Source organism: Arthrobacter sp. alpha11c (genome assembly GCF_054149985.1).
In genome coordinates this window covers 2665160-2688668 of sequence record NZ_CP196747.1, presented here as the reverse complement: position 1 = coordinate 2688668, position 23509 = coordinate 2665160, and the positions used below count along the sequence as shown (strand labels likewise).

22 protein-coding genes and 1 tRNA gene are annotated in these 23509 nt (G+C 62.0%); 11 read left to right on the top strand and 12 right to left on the bottom strand.

What is annotated here, in order from left to right; genetic code table 11:
* Positions 1-16: 16 nt before the first annotated feature.
* The 5 genes from ACTAQJ_RS12165 to ACTAQJ_RS12145 form a co-directional block, all read right to left on the bottom strand.
* On the bottom strand, positions 17-1432 hold the full coding sequence (locus ACTAQJ_RS12165) for a DUF4032 domain-containing protein (RefSeq protein ID WP_477516660.1): 1416 nt from the start codon (positions 1430-1432) through the stop codon (positions 17-19).
* Positions 1429-3054 (bottom strand): beta-N-acetylhexosaminidase, encoded by a 1626-nt coding sequence (locus ACTAQJ_RS12160; protein ID WP_498696422.1) that lies wholly within the window; start codon positions 3052-3054, stop codon positions 1429-1431. Before ACTAQJ_RS12160 ends, ACTAQJ_RS12165 begins: the two co-directional genes overlap by 4 nt.
* Before the next feature lie 150 nt (positions 3055-3204).
* Positions 3205-4287 (bottom strand): ABC transporter ATP-binding protein, encoded by a 1083-nt coding sequence (locus ACTAQJ_RS12155; protein WP_431118474.1) that lies wholly within the window; start codon positions 4285-4287, stop codon positions 3205-3207.
* Positions 4288-4493: 206 nt separating this feature from the next.
* Entirely contained in the window at positions 4494-5291 is a 798-nt protein-coding gene (otsB, locus tag ACTAQJ_RS12150) for a trehalose-phosphatase (RefSeq protein ID WP_498696420.1), read from the bottom strand.
* Complete coding sequence (locus tag ACTAQJ_RS12145) at positions 5281-6783, bottom strand: alpha,alpha-trehalose-phosphate synthase (UDP-forming) (protein ID WP_477516657.1); 1503 nt, start codon at positions 6781-6783, stop codon at positions 5281-5283. Before ACTAQJ_RS12145 ends, otsB begins: the two co-directional genes overlap by 11 nt.
* 177 nt (positions 6784-6960) lie before the next feature.
* Here ACTAQJ_RS12145 and ACTAQJ_RS12140 point away from each other — a divergent pair, with 177 nt between their 5' ends.
* Together ACTAQJ_RS12140 and ACTAQJ_RS12135 are read left to right on the top strand one after the other, a co-directional pair.
* A complete protein-coding gene (locus tag ACTAQJ_RS12140; RefSeq protein ID WP_477516656.1) occupies positions 6961-7839 on the top strand; it encodes a DsbA family protein in 879 nt (292 codons plus the stop codon).
* A gap of 128 nt (positions 7840-7967) precedes the next feature.
* Positions 7968-8044, top strand: a tRNA-Thr gene (locus ACTAQJ_RS12135).
* A 175-nt stretch (positions 8045-8219) separates the two neighbouring features.
* Here ACTAQJ_RS12135 and ACTAQJ_RS12130 read toward each other — a convergent pair.
* On the bottom strand, positions 8220-9437 hold the full coding sequence (locus ACTAQJ_RS12130) for a cation:proton antiporter (RefSeq protein WP_498696418.1): 1218 nt from the start codon (positions 9435-9437) through the stop codon (positions 8220-8222).
* A 232-nt stretch (positions 9438-9669) separates the two neighbouring features.
* Between ACTAQJ_RS12130 and ACTAQJ_RS12125 the strand changes: the two genes are divergently transcribed.
* On the top strand, positions 9670-11352 hold the full coding sequence (locus ACTAQJ_RS12125; protein ID WP_498696417.1) for a RecQ family ATP-dependent DNA helicase: 1683 nt from the start codon (positions 9670-9672) through the stop codon (positions 11350-11352).
* Positions 11353-11371: 19 nt separating this feature from the next.
* Here ACTAQJ_RS12125 and ACTAQJ_RS12120 read toward each other — a convergent pair whose 3' ends face one another.
* Both ACTAQJ_RS12120 and ACTAQJ_RS12115 read right to left on the bottom strand, forming a co-directional pair.
* Positions 11372-12292 (bottom strand): NAD(P)H-hydrate dehydratase, encoded by a 921-nt coding sequence (locus ACTAQJ_RS12120; RefSeq protein WP_498696416.1) that lies wholly within the window; start codon positions 12290-12292, stop codon positions 11372-11374.
* Positions 12270-13055 (bottom strand): histidine phosphatase family protein, encoded by a 786-nt coding sequence (locus ACTAQJ_RS12115; protein WP_498696414.1) that lies wholly within the window; start codon positions 13053-13055, stop codon positions 12270-12272. Before ACTAQJ_RS12115 ends, ACTAQJ_RS12120 begins: the two co-directional genes overlap by 23 nt.
* 183 nt (positions 13056-13238) lie before the next feature.
* Here ACTAQJ_RS12115 and ACTAQJ_RS12110 point away from each other — a divergent pair, with 183 nt between their 5' ends.
* A complete protein-coding gene (locus tag ACTAQJ_RS12110; protein WP_498696413.1) occupies positions 13239-14555 on the top strand; it encodes an NAD(P)/FAD-dependent oxidoreductase in 1317 nt (438 codons plus the stop codon).
* A gap of 2 nt (positions 14556-14557) precedes the next feature.
* Here the strand turns inward: ACTAQJ_RS12110 and ACTAQJ_RS12105 are convergent, their stop codons facing one another.
* Positions 14558-14836 carry a DUF3040 domain-containing protein gene (locus tag ACTAQJ_RS12105; protein WP_498696411.1) on the bottom strand — a complete coding sequence of 93 codons (279 nt, stop codon included), beginning with the start codon at positions 14834-14836 and terminating at the stop codon, positions 14558-14560.
* A gap of 203 nt (positions 14837-15039) precedes the next feature.
* Here ACTAQJ_RS12105 and ACTAQJ_RS12100 point away from each other — a divergent pair, with 203 nt between their 5' ends.
* Positions 15040-15501, top strand: coding sequence for a GatB/YqeY domain-containing protein (locus ACTAQJ_RS12100; protein ID WP_498696409.1), 462 nt, complete (start codon positions 15040-15042; stop codon positions 15499-15501).
* A 29-nt stretch (positions 15502-15530) separates the two neighbouring features.
* Here ACTAQJ_RS12100 and ACTAQJ_RS12095 read toward each other — a convergent pair whose 3' ends face one another.
* Both ACTAQJ_RS12095 and ACTAQJ_RS12090 read right to left on the bottom strand, forming a co-directional pair.
* Complete coding sequence (locus ACTAQJ_RS12095) at positions 15531-16262, bottom strand: DUF72 domain-containing protein (protein ID WP_498696408.1); 732 nt, start codon at positions 16260-16262, stop codon at positions 15531-15533.
* Positions 16263-16345: 83 nt separating this feature from the next.
* Complete coding sequence (locus ACTAQJ_RS12090) at positions 16346-16579, bottom strand: hypothetical protein (protein ID WP_498696407.1); 234 nt, start codon at positions 16577-16579, stop codon at positions 16346-16348.
* A 233-nt stretch (positions 16580-16812) separates the two neighbouring features.
* On the opposite strand from ACTAQJ_RS12090, the gene ACTAQJ_RS12085 reads away from it, so the two are divergent.
* The gene (locus ACTAQJ_RS12085) at positions 16813-18030 is read left to right on the top strand and encodes an MFS transporter (RefSeq protein WP_498696405.1); all 1218 of its coding nucleotides are present in this window, start codon (positions 16813-16815) and stop codon (positions 18028-18030) included.
* Here ACTAQJ_RS12085 and ACTAQJ_RS12080 read toward each other — a convergent pair.
* On the bottom strand, positions 17996-18454 hold the full coding sequence (locus ACTAQJ_RS12080; protein WP_498696404.1) for a MarR family winged helix-turn-helix transcriptional regulator: 459 nt from the start codon (positions 18452-18454) through the stop codon (positions 17996-17998). The genes ACTAQJ_RS12085 and ACTAQJ_RS12080 overlap by 35 nt on opposite strands.
* A 139-nt stretch (positions 18455-18593) precedes the next feature.
* Between ACTAQJ_RS12080 and ACTAQJ_RS12075 the strand changes: the two genes are divergently transcribed.
* Genes ACTAQJ_RS12075 through ACTAQJ_RS12055 form a run of 5 tightly spaced genes read left to right on the top strand, consistent with a single transcriptional unit; the run spans position 18594 to position 23501 of the window.
* Positions 18594-19535: an SDR family NAD(P)-dependent oxidoreductase gene (locus ACTAQJ_RS12075; RefSeq protein WP_498696401.1), complete on the top strand. Its 942-nt coding sequence runs from the start codon at positions 18594-18596 to the stop codon at positions 19533-19535.
* Between the two features lie 11 nt (positions 19536-19546).
* Positions 19547-20437, top strand: a complete 891-nt coding sequence (locus ACTAQJ_RS12070) for an amidohydrolase family protein (protein WP_498696398.1) — start codon at positions 19547-19549, stop codon at positions 20435-20437.
* A gap of 1 nt (position 20438) precedes the next feature.
* Complete coding sequence (locus ACTAQJ_RS12065; protein WP_498696396.1) at positions 20439-21635, top strand: acyl-CoA dehydrogenase family protein; 1197 nt, start codon at positions 20439-20441, stop codon at positions 21633-21635.
* Positions 21636-21676: 41 nt separating this feature from the next.
* Positions 21677-22132 (top strand): MaoC family dehydratase, encoded by a 456-nt coding sequence (locus ACTAQJ_RS12060; RefSeq protein WP_498696395.1) that lies wholly within the window; start codon positions 21677-21679, stop codon positions 22130-22132.
* A 43-nt stretch (positions 22133-22175) separates the two neighbouring features.
* Positions 22176-23501: an MFS transporter gene (locus ACTAQJ_RS12055; RefSeq protein WP_498696393.1), complete on the top strand. Its 1326-nt coding sequence runs from the start codon at positions 22176-22178 to the stop codon at positions 23499-23501.
* The last annotated feature ends 8 nt before the right edge of the window (positions 23502-23509 follow it).

Sequence of the window (23509 nt, the reverse complement as noted above, 5' to 3'; positions counted from 1 at the left end):
TCGTCAGAGCCCTGAGTTAGTCGTCCGCGTCCGGGTACTCGTCCACTTCGTCGTACCGGCCTGACTCCTCCACCTCTACTTCAAGGATCTTGAGCATCTCGGTGTCAGGGTTCAACATGATGGCAGCCTCGTCCCTGCGGTGCTGCAGCACAGTGTCCAGGTAGGACTGCACAGTCTCAGCCAGCGGGATGTAGCGATCCTGCTTCTGGCTCATGTACCAGCGGTGCTCCAGGACCTCGTGCACCACTTCGGCCGGTTCCAACTTGCCGGCAAGGTGCCGGGGGATGGAACGCACGATCGGTTCGAAGATCTGGCTGACCCATGCGTGGGCGCTGATTTCCTCGTCCAGGTCAGGGTTGTTGTCCGCCCTGAACTGGTCCATATCGTTCAAAAGCCTGCGGGCCTGGTTCTCCTGGGCGTCCAAACCGGTAAGGCGCAGCAAGCGCCTCTGGTGATGGCCGGCGTCGACGACTTTTGGCTGCAGCTGGATGGTGGAACCATCCGCCGTGGTCTTGATCGCATATTCCTCGACGTCGAAGCCGAGCTCGTTGAGCCTGCGAATGCGGGCGCCCACGCGCCAGCGCTCGCCGAGTTCGAAGGATTCCTTCTCCGTCAGTTCAGCCCATAGCCTGCGGTAACTGTCCATGATGAGCTCACTGGTGGCCACGGGATCCACCTTTTCCTCGATGAGCCCGCCATCCAGGAGATCCATCAGCTCACCGGCGATGTTGACGCGGGCAATCTCCAGGTCATACTCGCGCTGGCCCATGGACAGATCCGGGTAGAGCTCGCCGGTCTCGGCATCCACAAGGTACGCAGCGAACGCGCCGGCGTCGCGACGGAACAGCGTATTGGAAAGCGAGACGTCGCCCCAGTAGAAGCCAATGAGGTGCAAGCGGACGAGGAGCAACGCCTGGGCGTCGATGAGGCGCGTCAACGTGTCCTTGCGCAGCATCTGCGAGAAAAGTGCCCGGTAGGGCATGGAGAACTTCAAATGCCGGGTAACCAACACCGGGTTCAGGGGTTTGCCATCGACTGTGGTCCGGCCGGTGATGACGGCCACCGGCTCAACACACGGAACATCCAGCCGTGCCAGCTTGCGGAGCATGTGGTACTCGTGGCGGGCAACGTGCTCGGACGTTTCCTTGATGGCAATGACCGATCCACCAAGGTGGGCGAAACGCACGATGTGGCGGGAGATACCGCGGGGGAGGGCGGCGAGGTTCTCGGCCGGCCAGTCCTCCAGCGCAATGTGCCAGGGCAGGTCCAGCAACTCCGGATCCGCTGCTGCGGCGGTGATGTTAAGGGAACCGATAACGCTGGCCGGTGGTGCTGTGTCCTGCGCGCTGGCCGCCTCAGTCCGGGGGAGCTTGCCGATCTGCCCGTAGTCGGTCGGTTCATCGTGCCACTGGGCTTCGTTTTGCTCGCTCATGCCTCAATTGTTCCGTACTCGCCGGTGTTGGCGTTCATTGCTGCGGGAAAGGGAAATTCGGGCATCGCGGACCACTGGACGTCCGGTGCTGCCTGGAACGTGACGCCCTGCCTTGTGAGGCGCTCACCCAAGGCGCCAAGCCGACGTCGGAAGTCACCACGGTCCCTTGCGTCCTGGGCCGACCACGACACTTCCGCCAGGGAAACGGCCCTGGGGTACAGGAGCCAGTAGGCCTGCTGGTTGTTGCGGACGGTCTCCGTCCACAGCGGTCCTTCGACGCCAAGGATCCCGTCATCTTGCAGGCCCCCTTGTGCGGGATTCCAGTCGTAGTACTCGGACCACGTGAATGGCCCGCCCTCCACCCACTCAAGGCCGATGGGACTGGTTGCTTCATACTTCTGGTCCAGGTAGGTGTTTGCCGCAGGGGACATGATGACCTTGGAGCCGCTGCTTTCGGCCTGCCGAACAACCGGCGCGAAATCACCGTGCCAATACTGCACCACGGCCGCTTCCGGGAGTTCGACGTCGGCGTATTCGTTCCAGCCCACCACGGTCTTGCCTGTTTCGGCACCGATCCTTGCGAACTCCTGCACCATGGTCACGTAGTTATCGTGTCCGGTCACCAGGGCCTCGTCGCCACCGATGTGGAGGTACGGTCCGGCCGTGATGGCGGCAAGCTGACCCAGGACCTCGCGAACGAACTCGTAGGTTGCGGGGAGCGCGACGTCCAGGGTCGACCAGCCAACCTCGGAGGTGGTGCTCATGGGTTTGGCCTGGCCATCCGGGTTGAGCTGGGGGATGGCGGCGAGGGCGGCATTGACGTGTCCGGGGAGGTCGATCTCCGGGACCACCAAGACGTTTTTCGTGGCGGCGTACTCCTGGATATCCCTGTAGTCCTGCTGGGTGTAGAACCCCTCCCGGCCGAGGGCAGGCAGGGCACCGGGGACCTCAACGGCACCCTGCCCGCCGATCGCTGCCAGATTGCTGTACGCCAATCCGGACGGGTTGTCCTCAGGTTCGTGGATTTCGATGCGCCAGCCTTGGTCATCCGTGAGATGAAGATGTAGCGCGTTCAGCTTGAACTGCGTCATCACATCGATCTGCTCCTTCACGTCTTCCACCGTGAAAAAGTTCCGGGCGACGTCGAGCATGAGTCCGCGATAGGCGAACCTGGGCGCGTCCTTAATCTCGACGGCGGGAATCACCCAGGTGCCGCTGGTCCTGTTGTTCGAATCCCGGTTGCTCGAATCATCCGCGCCGGTGGGGGAGCTGCCTTCAATGGCATGCGGGAACAACTGACGGAGCGTTTGGACCGCGTTGAAGAGGCCAGCAGGAGTTGTTGCCGCGAGGCGCGCACCGGCATCGGTGACAGTCAGCCGGTAGGCTTCCGGACCGCCGTCGAGCGTTTCCATGAACTCCAGGGCGATGTCGCCGGCATTGGCAGACTCGACGATGGGAAGAGCGAAACCTGTTCCGCGGCGAAGCAGCACCGCCAGCTGCTCCGCGACCGGGACGGCTGCCTGGCTTGCCGCGATCCGGGCCGTAGGGGCAAGCGTGAAGGCCTGTCCGTCCGATGGCGCGACGTGTACGGGCCGGGGGATCAGGTTATCCGTGGTGTTCATGCCGTTCTTTCTGCGGAAAGGTTAACGCGAGAGCGGCCCGACCGGAAGGGTCGGGCCGCTGTCACAGTGCGGATTTATTTGCCGGTGGATGGGCCCACGCCGGCAGGGTTCCCTGGCCGAAGCGGAGCAAGGCCAGGGTGCCGGTGGGGACTAGTCGCCCAGGCGCAGGCCGGTCTTGGTGTCGAACAGGTGCACGTGGCCGGACTGCGGACGAACGAAGATGGACTCGCCCTTCATCGGGGGGCGGCGGCCGTCAACGCGGGCAACGATGTCGTGGCTCTTGCCATCCAGGATGGTGTGGCCGTAGACGTAGGCATCGGCGCCGAGTTCTTCGACGACGTCAACCTCAACCTGCAGGCCTTCGCCGTTGCCGACCGTCTCGAGGTCTTCCGGACGTGAACCAACGGTAACCGTCTGTCCGTGTGCTTCTTCGAGGACATCGCGCTTGACCGGGTAAACCGTGCCACCGAACTGGACGCCGCCGTCGACGACCGGCAGTTCCAGCAGGTTCATGGCGGGGGAGCCGATGAAGCCTGCAACGAAGACGTTCTGCGGGCGGTCGTAGAGGTTGCGCGGGGTGTCAACCTGCTGGAGCAGGCCGTCCTTGAGGACTGCGACGCGGTCACCCATGGTCATGGCCTCAACCTGGTCGTGCGTCACGTAAACCGTGGTGACGCCGAGGCGGCGGGTCAGGGACGCGATCTGCGTACGGGTCTGGACACGGAGCTTGGCGTCAAGGTTGGACAGCGGCTCGTCCATGAGGAAGACCTGGGGGTTACGGACGATTGCACGGCCCATGGCAACACGCTGGCGCTGACCACCGGAGAGTGCCTTCGGCTTGCGGTCCAGGTATGCCTCGAGGTCAAGAAGCTTGGCGGCTTCGCGAACACGCTCGGCGCGCTCTTCCTTGGAGACGCCTGCAATCTTCAGCGCGAAGCCCATGTTGTCCGCAACAGTCATGTGCGGGTAAAGAGCGTAGTTCTGGAAGACCATTGCGATGTCGCGGTCCTTCGGCGGAACATCCGTGACGTCGCGGTCACCGATCAGAATGCGGCCGGCGTTCACATCCTCAAGTCCTGCGAGCATGCGCAGGGAGGTGGACTTACCGCAACCGGAGGGTCCAACGAGGACCAGGAATTCGCCATCGGCGATGTCGATGTTGAGTTTATCGACGGCGGGCTTATCTGTGCCCGGGTACAGACGCGTAGCGTTATCAAAAGTAACTGTAGCCACAGTTATCAATCCCTTCACCGGCAGGTACGTGCCGGACGATCCGTTGTGAATGGTTCATTTTCTTCAGTTGAACTCCCCGGCCGATGGCCGGGGAGGATCGTGTGACGTCGCACGGTACTGTGCGTCACATCACATCCAAGAGTATGTCAGACTTTTGGACTTACTACCAAAACGTTACGAATGTCACATGTGACGCTAATCGCGCTTTATGCTTCCGCTGTGACGCGGCGGCGCTCTCGGAGGAGTGCTTCCAAGAGTTCCGCAACGTGCACCGGAGCTTCCACCCGGTACTGCGCCTGCGTGAAATCCAGGCCCACTTTGATGCCGACGTCATCGCCCATGAGTCTGCCAAAGGCGTCCTCATCCGTCACGTCGTCGCCAGCAAACAGCATGGCCGTGGCGCCGGTCGCCTGACGGAGGAACTCCACTGCCTCGCCCTTGGAAGCCTTGACAACGGACGTCTCCAGCACGCGTTTGCCGGTCTTCACGTACACGCCAGGATGTTCACGCAGAACCCGCATGGCGGCCTCGACGGCGTCTTCCGCAACGTCGTCGTCGGCAAGTCTGGTGTGAAGGACGACTCCGGCGGGCTTGTCCTCGAGCAGCGTCCCCGGCGCGATATTGACGATGCCGGCCAGGACCTCACGTACTGAAGCGAGCCGCGCAGCTTGCTCATCATCCAACTCCAAGCCCAAGGACCCTTCGCCCAGCCATACCTCCGCGCCGTGGCTGCCAATCAGCAACGTGTTCACGGGAGGCGAGGCGACCAGGCGCAAACTGTCCAGGGCGCGTCCGGAGATGAGTGCCGTCGTCGTGCGCGGCAGTTCAGCAAGGCCTTCCAAAGCCGCAGCCGATCGCGGGAGGGGCCGGGCGTCACCGGCATGGTCCACGATCGGGGAGAGGGTGCCGTCGAAATCCAAGGCAACCAGGAGCTGCTCCGTGCCCGCGATCCGCCGGATGGCATCCAACAGTTCCGGGGACAATGAGAGGTTCTCAGCTGTCATCGCGCACTACCTTCTCCTCGAGAGCGGCCAGGAACTCCGCTGACCAATGATCGACGTCGTGGTCCAGGATCTGCTTTCGCATCAGCTTCATGCGGCGGCGGGCTTCCTTGGGCGGGAGATTTATCGCCCGCAGGATGGCGGACTTGAGGCCATCGATGTCATGCGGATTGATCAGGAGCGCCTGCTTCAGTTGGTCGGCAGCGCCGGCGAACTCACTCAGGACCAGTGCGCCGTCGTCCTCGGAACGGGCGGTGACATATTCCTTGGCCACCAGGTTCATGCCGTCGCGCAGCGCCGTGACCAGCATGACGTCCGCCGCGAGATAGAGCGCCACCATCTCCTCAACCGGGTAGCTGTGGTGCAGGTAGCGGACGGCAGTGTTCTGGATGGTGTCGTAGGTGCCATTGATATGGCCAACGGTGCCTTCGATTTCTTCACGCAGAAGCCGGTACTGCTCCACGCGTTCCCGGCTGGGGCTCGCTACCTGTATCAGGGTGGCGTCTTCCACCCTGATGCTGCCCTCGCGCAGGAGCTCCTCGAAGGCCTTCAGGCGGTGGCCGATGCCCTTGGTGTAGTCCAGGCGGTCCACGCCAAGAAGGATGGTCTTCGGATTGCCCAGGTCCTTGCGGATCTGCTTGGCCCTCTCGATGATGTCCGGCCTCCCGGCCAACTCCCGGATCTGGTCAACATCGATGGAAATAGGGAAGGCCTGCGCCCGGGCAATGTGGGTGACCTCGCCGTCCGGGCCCTTTACATGCACTTGCTGCTGCTTGACGCTGGCGCCCAGGAAGCGGCGGGCAGAGCGCATGAAGTTGCCGGCGTCGCTGGGACGCTGGAAGCCCAGCAGGTCCGCGCCCAGCAGTCCATCAATGATCTCGCGGCGCCAGGGCAGCTGCGCGAAGATCTCCGGAGGCGGGAAGGGAATGTGGTTGAAGAAGCCGATTTTCAGGTCCGGCCGTGCCTCCCGGAGCATGCGGGGAACCAGCTGGAGCTGGTAGTCCTGGACCCACACCGTTGCGCCGTCCGCTGCATGGCGGACGACGGCATCGGCGAACTTCTTGTTGACCGTGCGGTATGCATCCCACCACGTACGGTGGAATTCCGGCGGGGCGATGACATCGTGATACAGCGGCCAGATGGTCGCATTGGAAAAGCCCTCGTAGTACAGCTCGACCTCGTGGCTGCTCAATTGGACCGGGACAAGATCCATCGCTTCGTGGCTGAAAGGGCGGACGGTCTCATCCGGAGCGCCATGCCAACCTACCCACGCGCCGTCGGACTTCGTCATCATCGGTGCAAGCGCGGTAACCAGGCCGCCGGGGGAGCGCCGCCAGCCCCCGCCGCCATCGCCGTTGCCTTCGCTGCTGCAGCGGTCAACGGGCAGGCGGTTGGACACCACCATGAAGTCGAACTTGCTCGCCGTTGGCTTCCTGGTGGGAGAGGCCCTAACGCCGTCTTCCGTCTTGAGTTTTTCGCTTGCCAAATCCTGCATTACTGCTCCCTGGGGTTGCTGTGACTCACCTCCCAGCCTACCGGCGGAATCATAGACCGCAGTTGATCGTTCAACCACCGGGCAAGCATGTCAGCGGCAGAGCTCCTAGTTGGCTCCCGTAAACTGACCCCGTTGCCCCAAGCTATGCCCTACGACGTCGAGTAATCCGAGGAACTGATGAGCCCCGCAAACGAACCCCGCCTCTCCAAGGCTGAACGCACCGCCCAGGCACGGGAGAAAGCGCGCGAAATCCGCGAAGCGCAGCTGAAAAAGGAAAAGCGCAACAAACTCCTGATCGGTTGGGGCATCGTGGTGGCCGTCGTGGCAATCCTTGCCGTTATCGCGTTGGTCGTGACCACCAGCATTCAGCAAAGCGCACCCATCGCCGATCAGGGCCCCACTCCCGCGAACGGCAACGTGCACGGCGGCGTAACATTGCTGGCCAACTCCGACGTCGTGAAGTCCGATGCCTCATCCGTGAACGTAGCCGACGTCCCTTCGGCTCCGGCAACCAAACCCGCAACCGTCACCGTCCCCGGTGGTGAGCCTGAGGCCGGCAAGCCCGTCAAGGTGATCGCTTACATCGACTTCATCTGCCCCGTCTGCAAGCGGTTTGAGACAACCTACGGGGAGTCGCTCACGAATCTCCGCAACGAAGGCAAGATTTCCCTCGAGTACCGTCCCCTTGGCTTCCTGGACCAGCAGTCCACCACCAACTACTCTTCACGCGCAGCAAATGCTGCAGCGTGCGTGGTGAACTCTTCGCCTGAGAAGTACGCCGACTTCTTCAACCTCCTCTTCGAACGCCAGCCTGCCGAAGGCAGCGCCGGTATCTCGGACAACGACCTCAAGGCCATGGCCAAGGAAGTAGGGGCAGCGAACATCGACTCCTGTGTGGACAGCAAGCAGTACCGGCCGTATGTGAAGGTCGCTACGCAGGAAGCCGCGGCCATCGGCGTCACGGGCACCCCCACCGTTTTCATCGACGGCAAGCAGTGGGACGGATCCACCGACCTGAACGCTGAGATCCAGACCGCGGTTGACGCCAAGGGCTAGGTTTCAGGAATTTACGACGGCGGCTGGTCACCCTGGGTTTTGTTGTGCCAACGGTGGGCGGCCGCCGTCGTGATTTCCGCGATGGGGAGGGTCTGGGCTAACCTTATCTAGCGTCGTTTTCGGCGCATGCCTCCTTAGCTCAGTTGGCCAGAGCACCGCTCTTGTAAAGCGGGGGTCGTCGGTTCGAATCCGACAGGGGGCTCCACAAACCCCTCCATTCCGGCGATTTTGCCCGGAGCGGAGGGGTTTTTCGTTTCCGGGAGGGCGCTGCCCGGACCACTATTTGGCGCCTGCTCGTTTCTGCCACATGAAAGGGCTCGGGACACCCAAATCCGAGCGTCCCCAGCCCTTTGCCTTGGCTGCGAAGTATTTGCGCGTCGTCAGCGTCCCGGGCTAAGGCACTTCCCCCTGAGGCACAGGTGTTCTTCGTTGACGTTCACGCTGACCCTGCCGAAGCGCCAGCAGCGGGAACAGGAGGACAGAGAGCATGCCGGCCCCAACCAGTGCCGATGAGATTCCGCTTGAAATGAACCCCTGATCCCGGCCAATGGCGGTGACGGCAACGATAATCGGCAGGCCGGTTGCCCGAAAAGCATGATCGCCCGTTTCTCGGCGAAAGTGGACCTCGGTGGGGCAGCAAGCATCGACGGCAAGCCGCGGATGATCAGCAGGAGGAGCAGGAACAGAGGAAGTAACCCCAATGCCATGGGGCTGGACGTGAGTGCGCCGAGATCGAAATCTATGCCGGTATCGATGAAGAAGATGGGCACCAGGAATCCGAACGCGACGGCGTCGAGTTTGGTCTCGATCACCTTCCGGTCCCGTTCGGGTGCGCGCGCAATGGCCACCTTCCAGAGGACGCCTGCGGCGAATGCCCCCAGCAACATGTCCAGTCCCAGGACCATGCTCAGCACCACGAGCACCGTGAGGATGAACATGATGGAGCGGACAGCGAACTGGCCGCTGGTATGGAGAGTCCGGGTGACCTGCGAGTGGAACAGCGTGTGCTGTGCCCTGGAGGCCAGGAAAATCGCAATGCCGGCCAGGAGCACAAATCCGAGCAGCACTGCCGTGGCCGGTCCCAGCTCCCTGCCGCTGAAGAACAGCGAGATTGCAATCAGGGGACCAAACTCGCCGGCTGCGCCCAATGCCGTGACGGCGATACCCATGGGGGATTTTGATTCGCCGGAATCGCGAAGAATGGGCAGCAATGCTCCCAACGCCGTGGAGCAGAGCGCCACCCCGATGATGACCGCGGCCTCCGGCGTGGGGGCCAGCAGAAAGCCTGCGCCAACGCCTGCAGCCAACGAGATCACCCAACCGGCTGAGGCGCGGATGGCGGGACGGCCTCGGATTTCGGCGAAATCAATCTCATTGCCGGCCACGAAGAAGAGCATCGCCAGCCCGAAATCGGCCAGCGTATCCGTGAACTGGGTTGATTCGATCCATCCCAACAGGCTGGGACCCAGCAGGATTCCGAGGACGATCTCGAACACCACCAGCGGCACTTTGACCATCCGGTCAAGGAAGCGGACCGCCAGAGGCGCCGCCACAGCCAGGAGAGCGATCAGAACCAAGGATGTAGACAAACCCTGCATCAGCGGTACCTCCGGTACCCTCGGCCGCTTCTAGCCCGGCCGCTTCGAAGGAAAAGTAATCCAAAGCTACCGCCACCCTTGCAATGACGCCATGACGTTCGACTTTCGGTCGGCGGCCAGAGTTATCCACATGGAGGAACAAGCGCACGACGCCGGGTCCCGGCCCGCGTTAGTCTGGTTACCTCGGCTGAAGCAAGCGGCCGCAACACCCACTGTGCGGAGCCGTTTTCCAATGTCCGATGATGATCACCTGGGCGCCCTTGCGGCGTCTTCCTTTTCCCTCCCCAAGCTCCGCCCCGGCCAACTCGCCGCCATGACCACGCTCGCAGGTGGCCGCGATGTCCTGGCCGTCATGCCCACTGGGTACGGCAAATCAGCCACCTACCAAGTGGCAGCCAGGTACCTCTACAACCAAACGGGACGCCCCGCCGTCGTGATTTCTCCCTTGATCGCTTTGCAGGAGGACCAACTGGATGGGCTGAACGGGCAGTTGGGTGACGGCGTTGCCGTTGCCGTTAACTCCTCCCGTAGCGACTCGGAGGTGGAGGACGCCTGGGAGGCAGCCGAGTCGGGCAAAGCCACTTTCCTGTTTCTTGCCCCGGAGCAGCTGGCCAAACAGGAGACTGTGGACCGCATCGCCAAGCTGGACGTCACGATGTTCGTGGTGGACGAGGCCCACTGCGTCTCCTCCTGGGGTCATGATTTCCGCCCCGACTACCTCGATCTGGGAAATGTCCGCGAACGATTGGGAAACCCTCCAGTGGCGGCCCTTACTGCCACAGCCTCTCCGCCCGTGCGCGACGAAATTCTTGAACGGCTGGGCATGAAGAATCCGCTGGTCTTGGTCCGTGGCTTTGACCGGCCCAACATCAGCCTTGACGTGGTCCGCCATCAAGAAGACAAGGGCAAGCGAAAAGCCGTCCTGGAGCAGGTCGCCGAGCTGGCCAAGGGAGGAGAGCGGGGGCTCCTCTACGCCGCCACCCGGAAGGACACAGAAAAGTACGCCGGCAAACTGGTTAAGGAAGGGCTCCGCGCCGAGGCCTACCACGCAGGCCGGTCGGATGCTGACCGGGAGCGCATCCATGAGCAGTTTCTGGACGATCAGTTGGACGTCGTGGTTGCCACAACCGCTTTCGGCATGGGTATCAATAAACCCAATGTGCGGTTCGTCGTCCATGCCGACATCCCGGAATCACTGGATGCCTATTACCAGGAAATCGGCCGTTCCGGACGTGACGGGAAACCGGCCACAGCCACACTGCACTACCGCGAAGAGGATCTTGGCCTCCGGAAGTTCTTCGGCACGCATTCACCGGACCCGGATTCGCTCCTGGCAGTCCTGAAGATCCTGAAAGCCGCAGGCGCTCCTGCCCTGAAGAGCGCGCTCTCGGAGTTGACGGGATTCCCTGCGCGGCGCCTCACCGGGCTCGTTAACCAGTTGGAGGAAGCCGGCGCTGTCACCACAGGCAGGCGCGGCATTCGCCTGGCCTCCAAAGCCAAACTATCGGCCCTGGTGGCTCGTGCCGTCGAACTGGCCGAGGCCCGGCAGCGCGTCGACCAGTCCCGGCTGACCATGATGCGCGCATATGCGGAGACGGACAGCTGCCGCCGGCAGTTCCTGCTGGCCTATTTCGGTGAGGAACTTTCGGAGCCGTGCGGCAATTGTGATGCGTGCGCGGCTGCTTCCAAAGCCAGCAATGGTTCCCACAGCACAGAGGAAGAGCGCAGAGATGAACAGCGTTCGGGCGAAAGCGATCCATTCCCGCTGCAGTCCGCTGTGATTCACAAGGAATGGGGTCCGGGGCTGGTGATGAGGCATGAGGACGACGTCATCACCGTCTTGTTCGAGCAGGAGGGCTACAAGACGCTCTCCCGCAGCGCAGTTGTGGAGCATAAACTCCTGAAGCCTGCATGACGCTACGAGGCTCCGTGTTTCAGGTGTTCAGCTCCAGCATAAGGGCGGGCAGTTCGTCGGCGAGTTCGCGCGCAAGGAACCCGAGCGGGCCCAGCTTGCTGGCCAAGCGGTCGGCCGCGGCGGCGTGGAGGTGGGTTCCCCAGCAGGCAGCCTGTGCGCCGCTGGTTCCACGCGCCCGGAGCCCGGTGATGGCACCGGCCAGTACATCTCCACTGCCTGAGGTACCCAAGCCTCCGTATCCGGTGGTGATCTTCCACAGTTCAGGGTCCCCAGGGCCTTCTCCAGATGGACGTGCGATTACGCCCTGGCAGCTCACCACGGCGCCATACTGTTCGGCGACGGCGGCAACGTCAGTTTCGAGGTGGTTTACGTCCCGTCCCAGCAGGACTCCCGCCTCAGTCGGGTTAGGAGTGAGGATCAACCGGCCCCGCCAAGGTTCCAGCTTGTCCTTTATCTTCACCAGCCCGCCGAGGGCGTAGGCGTCGAGGACAACGGCCGGCCCGTCTCTGAGCTCCTCCCGCTCCAACAACCTGCTGAGCAATTCCCCGGCCAGATCGGAATCATCCAGACCGGGCCCGACCAACACGGCGTCTGCCCGTTCCAAATACGTTGAGATGAGGTCCAGCCCCTCACCGGTAATGGACCCATCGGCAGTCTCCGGCAAGCCCACCGCCCCGCACTCCGGGAACGCTACTCCCACCTGCACCGCCACAGACTCCGCCACTGCCAACGTCATCTTTCCGGCCCCCGCGCGGAGAGCGGCGATGCCGGCCAGGATGGTGGCGCCTGGAGTGGTTCGCGCGCCGCCGATGACCAGCACGGCGCCGCGTGAGTATTTATCTTTGCCAGGAGCAGGCAGCGGCCAATCGCGCAGAAGCGACGGCGTCACTTGCGTGGGGCCGGTGGTGCCGTTGAAATCACTGTGGGTGGACACTGGCATCTCCGGCATGCTCGGTAACCGTGACGCCCTGCTCCGTGAGATGGTCGGCCACGTTGAAGCTATCAAGCGTCCACGGACCAGCACCAGAGGGGCGCACATACCGGGTTATCGATGCGTTCAAGACTGTTGTTCCGGCGGCGAGGTCAAGGATCTCGCGCTCGGACATCCCCTCCAGGACGTATCGGACCAGCAGGATCACCGCGTCATGGCAAACGAGCATCACGCGGTGTCCTCTTCCCAGGTTGTTGAGCTCGTCCAGGACGGATCGCAGGCGAAGCGCTACGTCAGCCCAGGATTCACCTCCCGGTGGCCGGTAGTACAGCTTGCCCAGCCATAGGCGCCGTTCGGCCTCATCCGGGTAACGCGTTTCCACACCCAAGCGGGTGAGCCTGTCCAAAATGCCCAATTCCCGGTCCCGGAGGCGTTCATCCGTGTGGACTTTCAGGGGCCAGCCAGCCGTTTGAACGGCAATTTCCGCTGTCTGAAGGGCACGTGCATAGGGAGAGGAGACCACCGCGTCCGGACGGAACTCCTCCGCAATCCGGGACAGCGCCGTTCCCAGTGCCTTGGCCTGATCCTGGCCGGTATCCGAGAGGTTCACGTCAGGGTCCCTGGCGGGAACGTCAATGACCTCAGCCCGCGCCAGGCGGGCTTCCGTCGCGGCCACGTTGCCTTCGCTTTCTCCATGCCGGACCAGCAGCAACTCAACAGCCCCGGCCTCCTGCACCGCCTCTGTCAGTCCGTCGTCGTTCAAGAAAACCAACTCCTTCGCGCGCCCTCGCCGAATGCAGAACACTACCCACTGCGTACCCACGGGACCAGAGAATAAACGCACGACGGCGACCTTCCGCCGCAGCGCTGGGCAGCCACCCGGCGTCGAACCTTGTCCACAGCTGAAGACTGTCAAGCACTGTTGCCGGAACCCATGGTGAAGTAAGTTGCTCGCATGGAGGACACATACCAAGTCATCGTGGTGGGTGCCGGATTTGCAGGCGTCGCGGCAGCCAAAAAACTCGGTCGGAAGGGCGTCCGCGTCCTGTTGATTGACTCGAACAACTACCACCAGTTCCAGCCACTCCTTTATCAACTGGCTACCTCCCAGATCGGGGTTTCAGCCATTACGCGCCCGCTGCGCTCCGTTTTCCGCCGCTACAAGACCGTCAAAGTCCTGACGGCGAGTATTGCCTCTATTGATGCTGCGCAACGGTCAGTCACCACCTCCGATGGCGTGACTTTGCGGGCGGAGATCCTGGTTATTGCGGTAGGTGCCGTTCCCAACTTCTTCAACACCCCAGGTGCCGAGCAACACGCTTTCCCGCTGTACTCCGTTACGGACGCCACCAGGCTGGGCACCGCCATTACGCGGCTGCTTGACCAGGCTGATAGAACCTCGGACGGCCTTGTGGATGTCGTAGTGGTCGGAGGAGGTCCCACAGGCGTGGAGACTGCCGGGGCCATGGCAGAAAACGTGAAGTACATGGTCCGCAAGTACTTCTCTCCCGAGCTCGCTGCCCGCTGCCGCGTGCACCTGGTGGACATGGTTCCGAGCGTGTTGAATATGTTCTCCACGAAGTCCCAGCGCTACGCCACCGAACGTCTTGGGAAGGTGGGCGTCCAGCTGCATATGGGAGTGGGCGTTACCGAGGTGCGAACCGACGGTGTGGCGCTGGCTGACGGGAGCTTCGTCCCCGCGCAGATCGTTGTTTGGGCAGGCGGTCTGAAAGCGGGAGACCTCATCAGCGCTTCGGGGCTGACACAGGGCAAAGGCGGGCGTGTCGATGTTCGTCCAGACTTGACCGCCCCGGACGTGGACGGTGTGTACGTCGTCGGGGATGCAGCGAACATCACCGATTCCACTGGCGCGAAGTTGCCCCAGCTTGGCTCCGTAGCCCAACAAGCGGGAAAGTGGGCAGCGGCCAACATCCTTGCAGACCTTACTGGCGGAAGCCGTACTCCCTTCCGCTACGTTGATAAGGGCTATATGGCTATGGTGGGCCGCGGTGCTGCCGTAGCAGAACTGGGCCGCAATCGAATCCAGTTGCAGGGCCTTTTCGCTTTCTTGTCCTGGCTCTTGGTCCATTTGGCCCTGTTGTCCGGGGTCCAGCAGAAAGTCCGTGCATTGTTTTCCTGGCTCAACGGATACCTCCTGCACAGCCCCGCGCAAGTGGTGGTCAGTGGCCCAACCGAGAAGGAGCTCTCCGGGCTGACTCTGCCCGAAGTACGTCCCGCCATACCACCCGATGCGGGATTGGAAAAGGAATAGGCTCAGCCGGAGGTGGAACGGGCCTTCTGAACGCGATGTGCCACTAATCCCCAGGCCATCAGAAGGAAGCCACAGTATCCCAAGGGGGACGGACTGATTGGTATGGCCAACAGCATCAGCAGCACTCCAACTGCTACAGCAAGAACGTGGCGGGGCTGCGGTGCATAGGGGCGACGCGCGGGGATTCCTGTTTCCAGTTGACGGGCCAAGTCAGGATCCTGGATGAAAAGTTCCCGTTCGAGTTGCTGCAGCACCCTGCGCTCCCGTTCGTTTAGATGCATGGTTGTCCCTCCCATGTAGCGCTAAGGCTCCTCGGTGCGATCGGTGAGCCAACCGGTTCCTACAAGGAATTCCAGCGGCACAATAAGCTAAGCATGCTTACTAAATGCTCCGCAAGGAAAAATTTTCCGGACCCTTGTTCCGGTCCGCGTCGACCTTGGGGACTGACTACGATGGCAAGTAGGAACCCCGATCAAGGAGCACAATGTCACTGAAAGATCGCCTCAAAGCAGACGTCGTCGGCCACATGAAGGCGGGCAACAAGACAGCGCTCACCACCGTGCGGAATGTCCTGGGTGAGATCACCACTCGCGAGAAATCGGGCAAAACGCCCATCGACTTGGACGATGCGCAGGTTACGTCACTGCTCCAAAAGGAAGCTGCCAAGCGCCGGGATACCGCACGCATCTACACCGAAGCCGGGGAAGCAGACAGGGCGGCCGCCGAAGTTGCGGAGGCTGAGATCATCGAGGCGTACCTCCCCAAGCCACTAAGCCGCGAAGAAGTGGAAGGCATCGTCGACGAAGCCATCGCCGCTCTGAAAGCCGACGGACAGGAACTCTCAATGCGTTCAATCGGCGCCGTGATGAAGCCAGTCACTGCCAAGGTTGCAGGACGCTTCGATGGCAAGACCGTCAGCGAGATCGTGCGTGGTCGCCTGAGCTAGGACCCGCCGGCTGGCTCGCCCTTAGCGAGTCAGCCGTTCCCAAGCAGCCGCCGCAAAGTGTCGGCATTGCGCACGGCGTTACCACCGCCGTCGTTGTTGAAATAGGCGTACACGTCCTTGCCCGTGCTGTTCCACTCACGGATCCGGTCCGCCCACCAGCGAAGATCCTCCTCCGAATACGAACCACCGTAGAGGTGTTCGGGATCCGGTCCGTGCAGCCGGACATAAACGAAGGGTGCGGTGGCACGGAGGATGCATGGCAGATTCGCGCCGCTCATGATGCAGTAGGCGGCCTCGTGGCGTTCAAGCAACGCGTAAACGTCAGGGTGGTCCCAGCTATCGTGCCGGAACTCCACCGCCACGCGAATCCAGTGGGGTAAGGCTGCCAGGAAATAATCCAGGCGGGCATCATCGCGGGCAAAATCTGGAGGAAGCTGGACAAGCAGCACAGCTCTTTTTTCGCCCAACTCGTGCCAGCAGCGGGTAATGCGTTCCACCCACACTTCAGGGCTGTACAGCTTTTTCCCATGCGTGAGACCGCGGGGTGCCTTGACCGACATCGCAAATCCAGCCGGCAAACGATCGTGCCAGCTTTTGAATGCGGTGTCCCGCGGCCAGCGGTAAAAACTCGCGTTGAGCTCCACGGTGTCGAACCGCGCCACGTAGTGCGCCAGACGCTTGGCTGTGGGCAGGCCCGGTGGGTAGAGGACCTTTTCCCAGTGGTCGTAGCTCCAGCCCGAGGTACCGATGCGGATACTCATGCTGTGGATGGTAGTCCTCGTGAGTGCGTTTGCCGGGTCACGGCAGGATCTATTCCTGGCCGACGTCGCCGGTTAATGCCTATTCAGGACTTCATCCCAGCCCTGGCGATCAACGCCTGGAGATCCTCGGCAACCTTGGCCACCTCGCGCTGCCGTGTCGACTTGGCTGCGCGCATGGAGGGTCGGGTGGTCCGGGGAGAAATGCGTGTCCGGGCGTCGCGGCGGAACGCGCCATCGCGTCCAATCCTTGGGTCACGCACGGTTGCGTCGACGGTGACGCGGCTCTGAAGGGGGTCGTGGAAAAGTGGGAGGTTCATGGTCCATTCCGGGGTATCAGGATGTGAACTTTGATCCTGACATATGCCTGAACGCCGCGATATGGACGGTTGCATATCGCCCCGCAGGGAGGCGGTGCACATGTCCAGTTGTCTGACGGATGCCCAATCGGTCCTGGCAGGTACTGCGGGTACCCCGCACACCAAGCCCTCCCGCGTTAAGGAAGGGACTGGTTGTCTGGTGGAGATCGGATTTCCCTTCGAGAGGACCAGCAGTGCGCCAGTTACTCCCGTCTTCCATGGCGTTGCTGTGGGGCCTGCAGTTTGCCTTCCTCACTCCTGCCCTTGCCCTGATGCTGGTGGATCTTTTCCACGCGTCGCCGGCCGATGTGGGCTGGGTCCTCGCCGTGTACAACGCTGGCGGCTTTCTGGCCTCCCTGCTCATCCCGGCATATGCGGACAGGAAGCGCGACTACTTGCGGCCGATGCTGCTCTGCGGGTTCTTGGCCCTGGCACTTCCCTGCGTACTGGCCTTCACCACAACATTGCCAGTAGCCGTGATTGCCCTGATAGCTTTGGGCGGACCATCAGGGGTTGGCATGTCCCTGTTTTTTGCCCATCTTAAGCATTCGGGGGCGGGCTCATCGGACGTGGTCAATATGCGTGCGATCGTCTCTTTCTCATGGGTTGCCGGGCCACCGCTGGCCGCGCTGATGGTGGGGGCGCTTGGTAGCCGGGCGATTTTGCCCGCTCTCGCAGCCGTTGCCCTCCTGAATCTCGTGGTGACCGGTGCCGCTCTTCGCAGGGAAACCACCGCCGACAAAGCAGACTTCGTGTCTGGCGACCATCAAACTGACAGCCCGCTGACATCCAAATGGGCCGTTACTGGTGTGGTCATAGGTTTTACGCTGCTTCAGGCAACTGACAGCAGCGCCGTGACCATCATGGCACTCTTCGTAGGCCAGAGAATGGGCGGGGAGCTGATTTGGGCGGGTATTGCCCTGGGCGTCGCCGCAGCGCTCGAGATACCTGCCGTCCTGGTGATCGGGCGGCTCAGCCGTAACCTGTCCGGAACGGTGCTCATAACATCGGGCTGTATAGCCGGAATCTTGTACTACGCAGGAATGACCTTCGTGGCTGATCCCATCACACTGCTGCTCCTTCAGATCCTGCATGCCTGGTTCTTCGGTGTCGTGGCGGGCATAGGCCTGACCCTGTTCCAGCAGATCATCCCGCGTCCAGGCCTGGCAGCCGGTATCTTCACCAATACCCGGCGCATTGGCGCCGTAGCTTCAGGTCCGATCATTGCTTTCGGATCAATGACAACCTTCGGTTACCAAGGAACCTTCGCCGTGTGTGCGGTCCTGACCCTGGCGGCCATGTTGCTCATCCAATTCACGGCAAGGGCCGGAAAATCACCAACGCGGCGCCGGGACCGCAACCGGACCGGAGCCGTGATTACCCCCACAGAGCCTTCTTCAATAGCGCCCTGAGTTGGGCGTTCTCCTCTTCATTTAATGCCGCGAGCTGGGTTTGTTCGCACACCTCCAGGGCAGCGCGGGCCTTCGTGTGGATTCGGCGGCCCTCGGCTGTGGAGACGATGATCTTGGCGCGCCTGTCCTGCTTTCCCTGCGCTCGCTCTACCAGGCCCCGGTGCTCCAGGTCGTCCACGAGGCTCACAACCTGACTGGGGTCAAGGCTGAGGAAGTCGGCAAGTTCGCGCTGGGTCGGTTCGAGTCCGCTGCAGGCGAGCGTCAGTACTGAAAAGGACCTTTCCCGCAGTCCAAAATCGCTCAGGGCGCGGTTATTCAGGACTGACCCTGTGGCGTGGAGTTTGGCGAGCAGCAGGCCTACGTCGTTCCCAATTTTCGCGGCCGCGAGGCGCGGGGTTTCGACGTTGGTGCTTTGCGTGCCCATGACAACTCCAATAGTAAACAAAAACAATCATTGACTTTTTCAATGATCCGTAATCTCATTGATCATGACAAGGATCTCACGGGGCAGTGGGATCGGCCCCACCGGCTCCGGCCGGTTACTGCATGCGAAGGAGCACGCCATGAGCTTGAACGGCAAGGTTGCAATCGTCACCGGGAGTGGACAGGGTCTTGGACTCGCTTACGCGAGGGAGCTCGCCCGCCAAGGCGCCGCCGTCGTGGTCAATGACGTGAACCCTGGGACCGCTGCAGAAGCAGTCGCGTTGATTGAGGCCGACGGCGGTCGGGCCACCGCCGTCGTGGTTCCGGTGGGCACCACCGACGCTGCAAAGGCGCTCGTAGCAGGCGCTGTTGAGGCGTTCGGGCGGCTGGATATCCTGGTCACCAACGCAGGTATCCTGCGGGACAAGAGCCTCTTGAAGATGACCGATGAGGACTTCGACCTGGTCATCAACGTCCACCTGAAGGGCACCTTCACATGTGTCCGCGAGGCGTTCGCATACTTCAAGGACAACAACGTCGCCGGCCGCGTCATCACCATCGGTTCACCGACCGGCCAGCGCGGCAACTTCGGCCAGACCAACTACGCCGCAGCCAAGGCCGGAATCGTTGGCATGGTCCGAACGTGGGCGATGGAAATGAAGAAGGCCGGAGTAACGGTGAACACTGTGATCCCTGTGGCGGCCACTGCCATGACCAAGACCGTTCCTTACTTCCAGAAGGCCGTGGAGGCTGAGGAACGCGGCGAGGCCATGCCGTCCTTCTTCCGTCACGACCTCGGATTCGGCACGGCCGACGACGTCGCTGGGCTAATTGCGTTCCTCGCCTCGGACTCGGCCGCCCATATTACCGGGCAGGTAATTGGCGCCGGCGGTGACCGGCTGCAGGTCTGGACGCACCCGACGGCCGCAACCACTGAATACCGCGACGGCGGTTGGAGCTACGAAGCCCTCCGCGACAACGCAGGGTCCCTCTTCGGAGCGGAGGCCCTGCAGAGCTACGGCGAGGAATTCCTACCGTTGCCCCAAAAACTCCAGCCCGTAGCTGCGGCCATAACTGCTTAGGCCCGCTGACCATGGCCGACCGTTACGAACTTGGCATCGACGCATCCGCACTGGATGCGATCGACATGCATGTCCACGTGGAGGTGGACAGCTGCGGGCACGGATCCCTTCCGGACGCGCTTACGGAGGCGTCGGCGAAGTACTTCAAAGCTGAGGACCGGACGCCGTCGCTGGACCGCATCGCGCAGATATACCGGGACTTGAACATGGCCGCCGTCGTGTTTACGGTCGACGCGCGGACGCAGCTCAAGCACGAACCCAATAGCATCCCGGAATTGATCGCTGGGGCTGCCCGGAACAACGATGTGCTGATTCCTTTCGGCAGCGTTGACCCGCGCACAGGTGAGGACGCGATCGCCGGTGCCAAGTACCAAGCTATTGAGCTCGGTGCCAGGGGCTTCAAGTTCCACCCGTCCCTGCAGGGGTTCGATCCGTCCAATGAACGCTTCTACCCTCTCTGGGAAACGCTTCAGGAACTTGGGCTGCCCGCCATCTTCCACACTGGCCAGAACGGCATGGGCGCGGGGCTTCCTGGTGGGTATGGGATCAAGTTGGCTTATTCCAACCCACTGCTGCTCGACGCCGTGGCCGCGGACTTCCCTGGCTTGCAGATCATCATGGCCCACCCCTCGGTGCCATGGCAGGACGAGGCCAACTCCATCGCCACACACAAGTCCAACGTGTTCATCGACCTGTCCGGGTGGTCGCCCAAGTACTTCCCGGAGTCACTGGTGCGCCACTCCAATTCAGTCCTGCAGGACAAGGTGCTGTTCGCAACGGACTTCCCGCTGATCACCCCGCAAAAGTGGCTCAGAGCATTCGATGATCTGCCCCTGACGGACGAGGTCCGGCCGAAGATCCTCAAGGACAACGCAGTGCGGCTGCTCGGGCTGGGTGGTTGAGATGACGGCAAGCGCTGTGGAACAGCGCCTCTACCCCGCAGCTGACTGGTATGACGCCGAGTCACTCTTGTCCTTTGAGGAACGTCAGGTGCTATCCCGCTTGCGGGACTTCCTCGACGCGGAAGCGAAACCGCTCCTGGCCGGGTATTGGGAACGGGGCGAGTTCCCGGAGCAGTTGGCAGGGCCCCTGATCGAACTGGACCTCATGGAACCCTTTGAGTCGCCAGCCCGTGGGATCTACCACGGGTTCCGGATCTTCGAGCTCGCGCGTTCGGACGCGTCGTTGGCCACTTGGTACACGGCACAGGCCGGACTCTTCCGGACCGCAATCCAGATAGGTGCCTCTGAGGAGCAGCAGCGCGAATGGCTACCTAAGGTCATCGACTTCTCGCTCAGAGGCGTCTTCTCCCTGACCGAACCGGACCACGGTTCCGACATCGCCGGCGGGCTGTCCACCACGGCCCGTTTCGCAGCAGAAGGCGACGGCGGAAGCTGGGTTTTGGACGGCGCCAAGCGGTGGATCGGGGGCGCCTCCACGGCTGACGTGCTGTGCGTGTTCGCCCGTGACGTCGCAGATGGGCAGGTCAAGGCGTTCCTCGTGGACCGTACCGCCACCGGGGTGTCCCTGGAGAAGATCCAGGGCAAAACCGCGTTGCGGATGATGCAGAACGCCCACATCAGCCTTGAACGGGTACGGGTTCCTGAGGCCATGCGCCTGCAGAACGTGAACTCCTTCAAGGACGTCGCCGAAATGCTCCGGGCTATGCGTTCGGATGTTGCATGGATCGCCACCGGCATCCAGGCCGGAGCGTTCGAAGCAGCGTTGGCCTACGTCAACGAACGTCAACAGTTCGGGCGCACACTGGGGTCGTTCCAATTGGTGCAGGAGAAGTTGGCCCGGATGCTCGGAAACATCACGGCTTCGCTCTCGCTGGTGGTCCGGCTCACCGAACAACAGGCCCGTGGGATTTACCGGGACCAGGATTCAGCACTAGCCAAGATGCAGACCAGTTTGTTCATGCGCGAGACCGTCGCACTGGCCCGCGAAGTGGTCGGGGGCAACGGCATCACGCTCGAAACCGACGTCGCGCGTTTCCACGCCGACGCCGAAGCCGTCTATTCCTACGAGGGAACCCACGACATCAACGCGCTCATCATTGGCCGCGCCCTCACGGGCGTCAGCGCTTTTACCCATTAACAGACACCCCAACTAAGCAACACCCCAACAAGGAGGCAACGATGCCCAATCTCGTCGTCGATTTCGACACGCTGCTCACCATGTCCGGCAAGGACCTCGGCACTACCGATTACCGGGAAATCACCCAGCAGCAGATCAATCTCTTTGCTGACGCCACGGACGATCAGCAGTGGATCCACACCGATCCCGAGCGCGCCAAGGATGGCCCGTTCGGTACCCCAATCGCCCACGGATTCCTCACACTGTCCCTGATCATCCCGTTCTGGGGTGAGCTTTTCGACGTCGACGGCGTCACCACCAAGGTGAACTACGGCCTGGACAAGGTCCGCTTCACCTCCCCAGTCAAGGTCGGATCAAAGGTCCGCATGCAGGGCTCGATCGCCGACGTGACCGAGGTTAAGGGCGGGGCCCAAATCAAGGTCAACGCCACTATCGAAATCGAAGGCCAGGAACGCCCCGCCGTCGTGGCCGAATTCCTGGCCCGCTTCTATAAGTAAGCCCCTTTCAAAGAACCCACCCCTCCTCTCCCAAGGAACAGCCATGTCAGGACACACTGCACTCGCAACTGCGAGCACGGCCGCGAAGCGCAAAGAAGCGCGTACGGTCATTTTGTCCAGCTATCTGGGCAGCACCATCGAGTTCTACGACTTCCTGCTGTACGCAACGGCCGCCGCGGTGGCTTTCCCCAAGGTCTTCTTCGCAGGCACTGATGAGTGGGTTGGCGTCGTAGCCGCCTACGCTACTTTCGCTGCCGGCTATGTTGCCCGGCCCCTGGGCGGCATCATCTTCGGCCACTTCGGAGACCTGATCGGCCGCAAGGGAATGCTCATCGTCTCCATGGCGATGATGGGCATCGCCTCCACCCTGATCGGCCTGATTCCTGGTGCCAGCATCATCGGTCCGTGGGGAGCCGTGATCCTGGTGGTCCTGCGGGTGTGCCAGGGTATCGCCGTCGGTGGTGAATGGGGCGGCGCTGCGCTGATGGCGTTGGAACACTCCGATCCCAAGCGGCGCGGCTTCGCAGCATCGTTCGTCAACGCAGGCGCCCCAACGGGGGCCGTACTGGGCACATTGGTGATGGGTATCTTCTCGGCGCTTCCGCAGGACGCGTTCCTGGCATGGGGTTGGCGCGTGCCATTCCTATTGTCCTTCGTGCTGCTGATCGTCGGCATGTTCGTGAGGCTGCGGGTCTCTGAGAGCCCCATCTTTGCTGAGGCCGTGGCCAAGGAGGGCGCCCAAAGCACCAAACGCAAGATTCCGCTGTTGGAAGTGCTGCGTCGCCCCAAGGCCCTCATCATGATTATGTTCGCGGGTGCCGCCGGCTTCGGCCTCCAAGTTGTGCTGCCGACCTTCTCGGTCACTTATGCTGTCTCCAAGGGCGCACCGCAGCAAGGCGTTCTATACGCGTTCGCGGGAGCCTCCGCCATCTCCATCCTGTTCGTGCTCCTCGGCGGCAGAATGTCCGACCGCTTCGGACGCAGGCCAATCATGGTCACAGGGTTGACACTGTTTATCCTTTACCTGTTCCCCATGTTCGGAATGCTCAGCTCCGGCAATATCGCCTTGATCTTCCTGGCTTTTACGGTGGCTCTCGTTCTGCACTCGTCCCTGTACGGGCCACTTGCAGCATTCGTCTCCGAGCAGTTCGGTACCACCAACAGATACACCGGCGCGGCCGTCGGGTATCAGTTGGCGACCTTGATCGGCGCGGGTTTCACCCCGGGCATCGTGGCTGGCCTTTACAAGGATTCCGCCCAGAACATTCTCCCGGTGGTGGTCTTTCTCTCCGTCATGTCGCTGGTCTCGATTGTGTTCATCCTGCTAACGCGGGAATCTAAGAACAACGACCTCACCTCGGTCAGTTAGGAGTACCG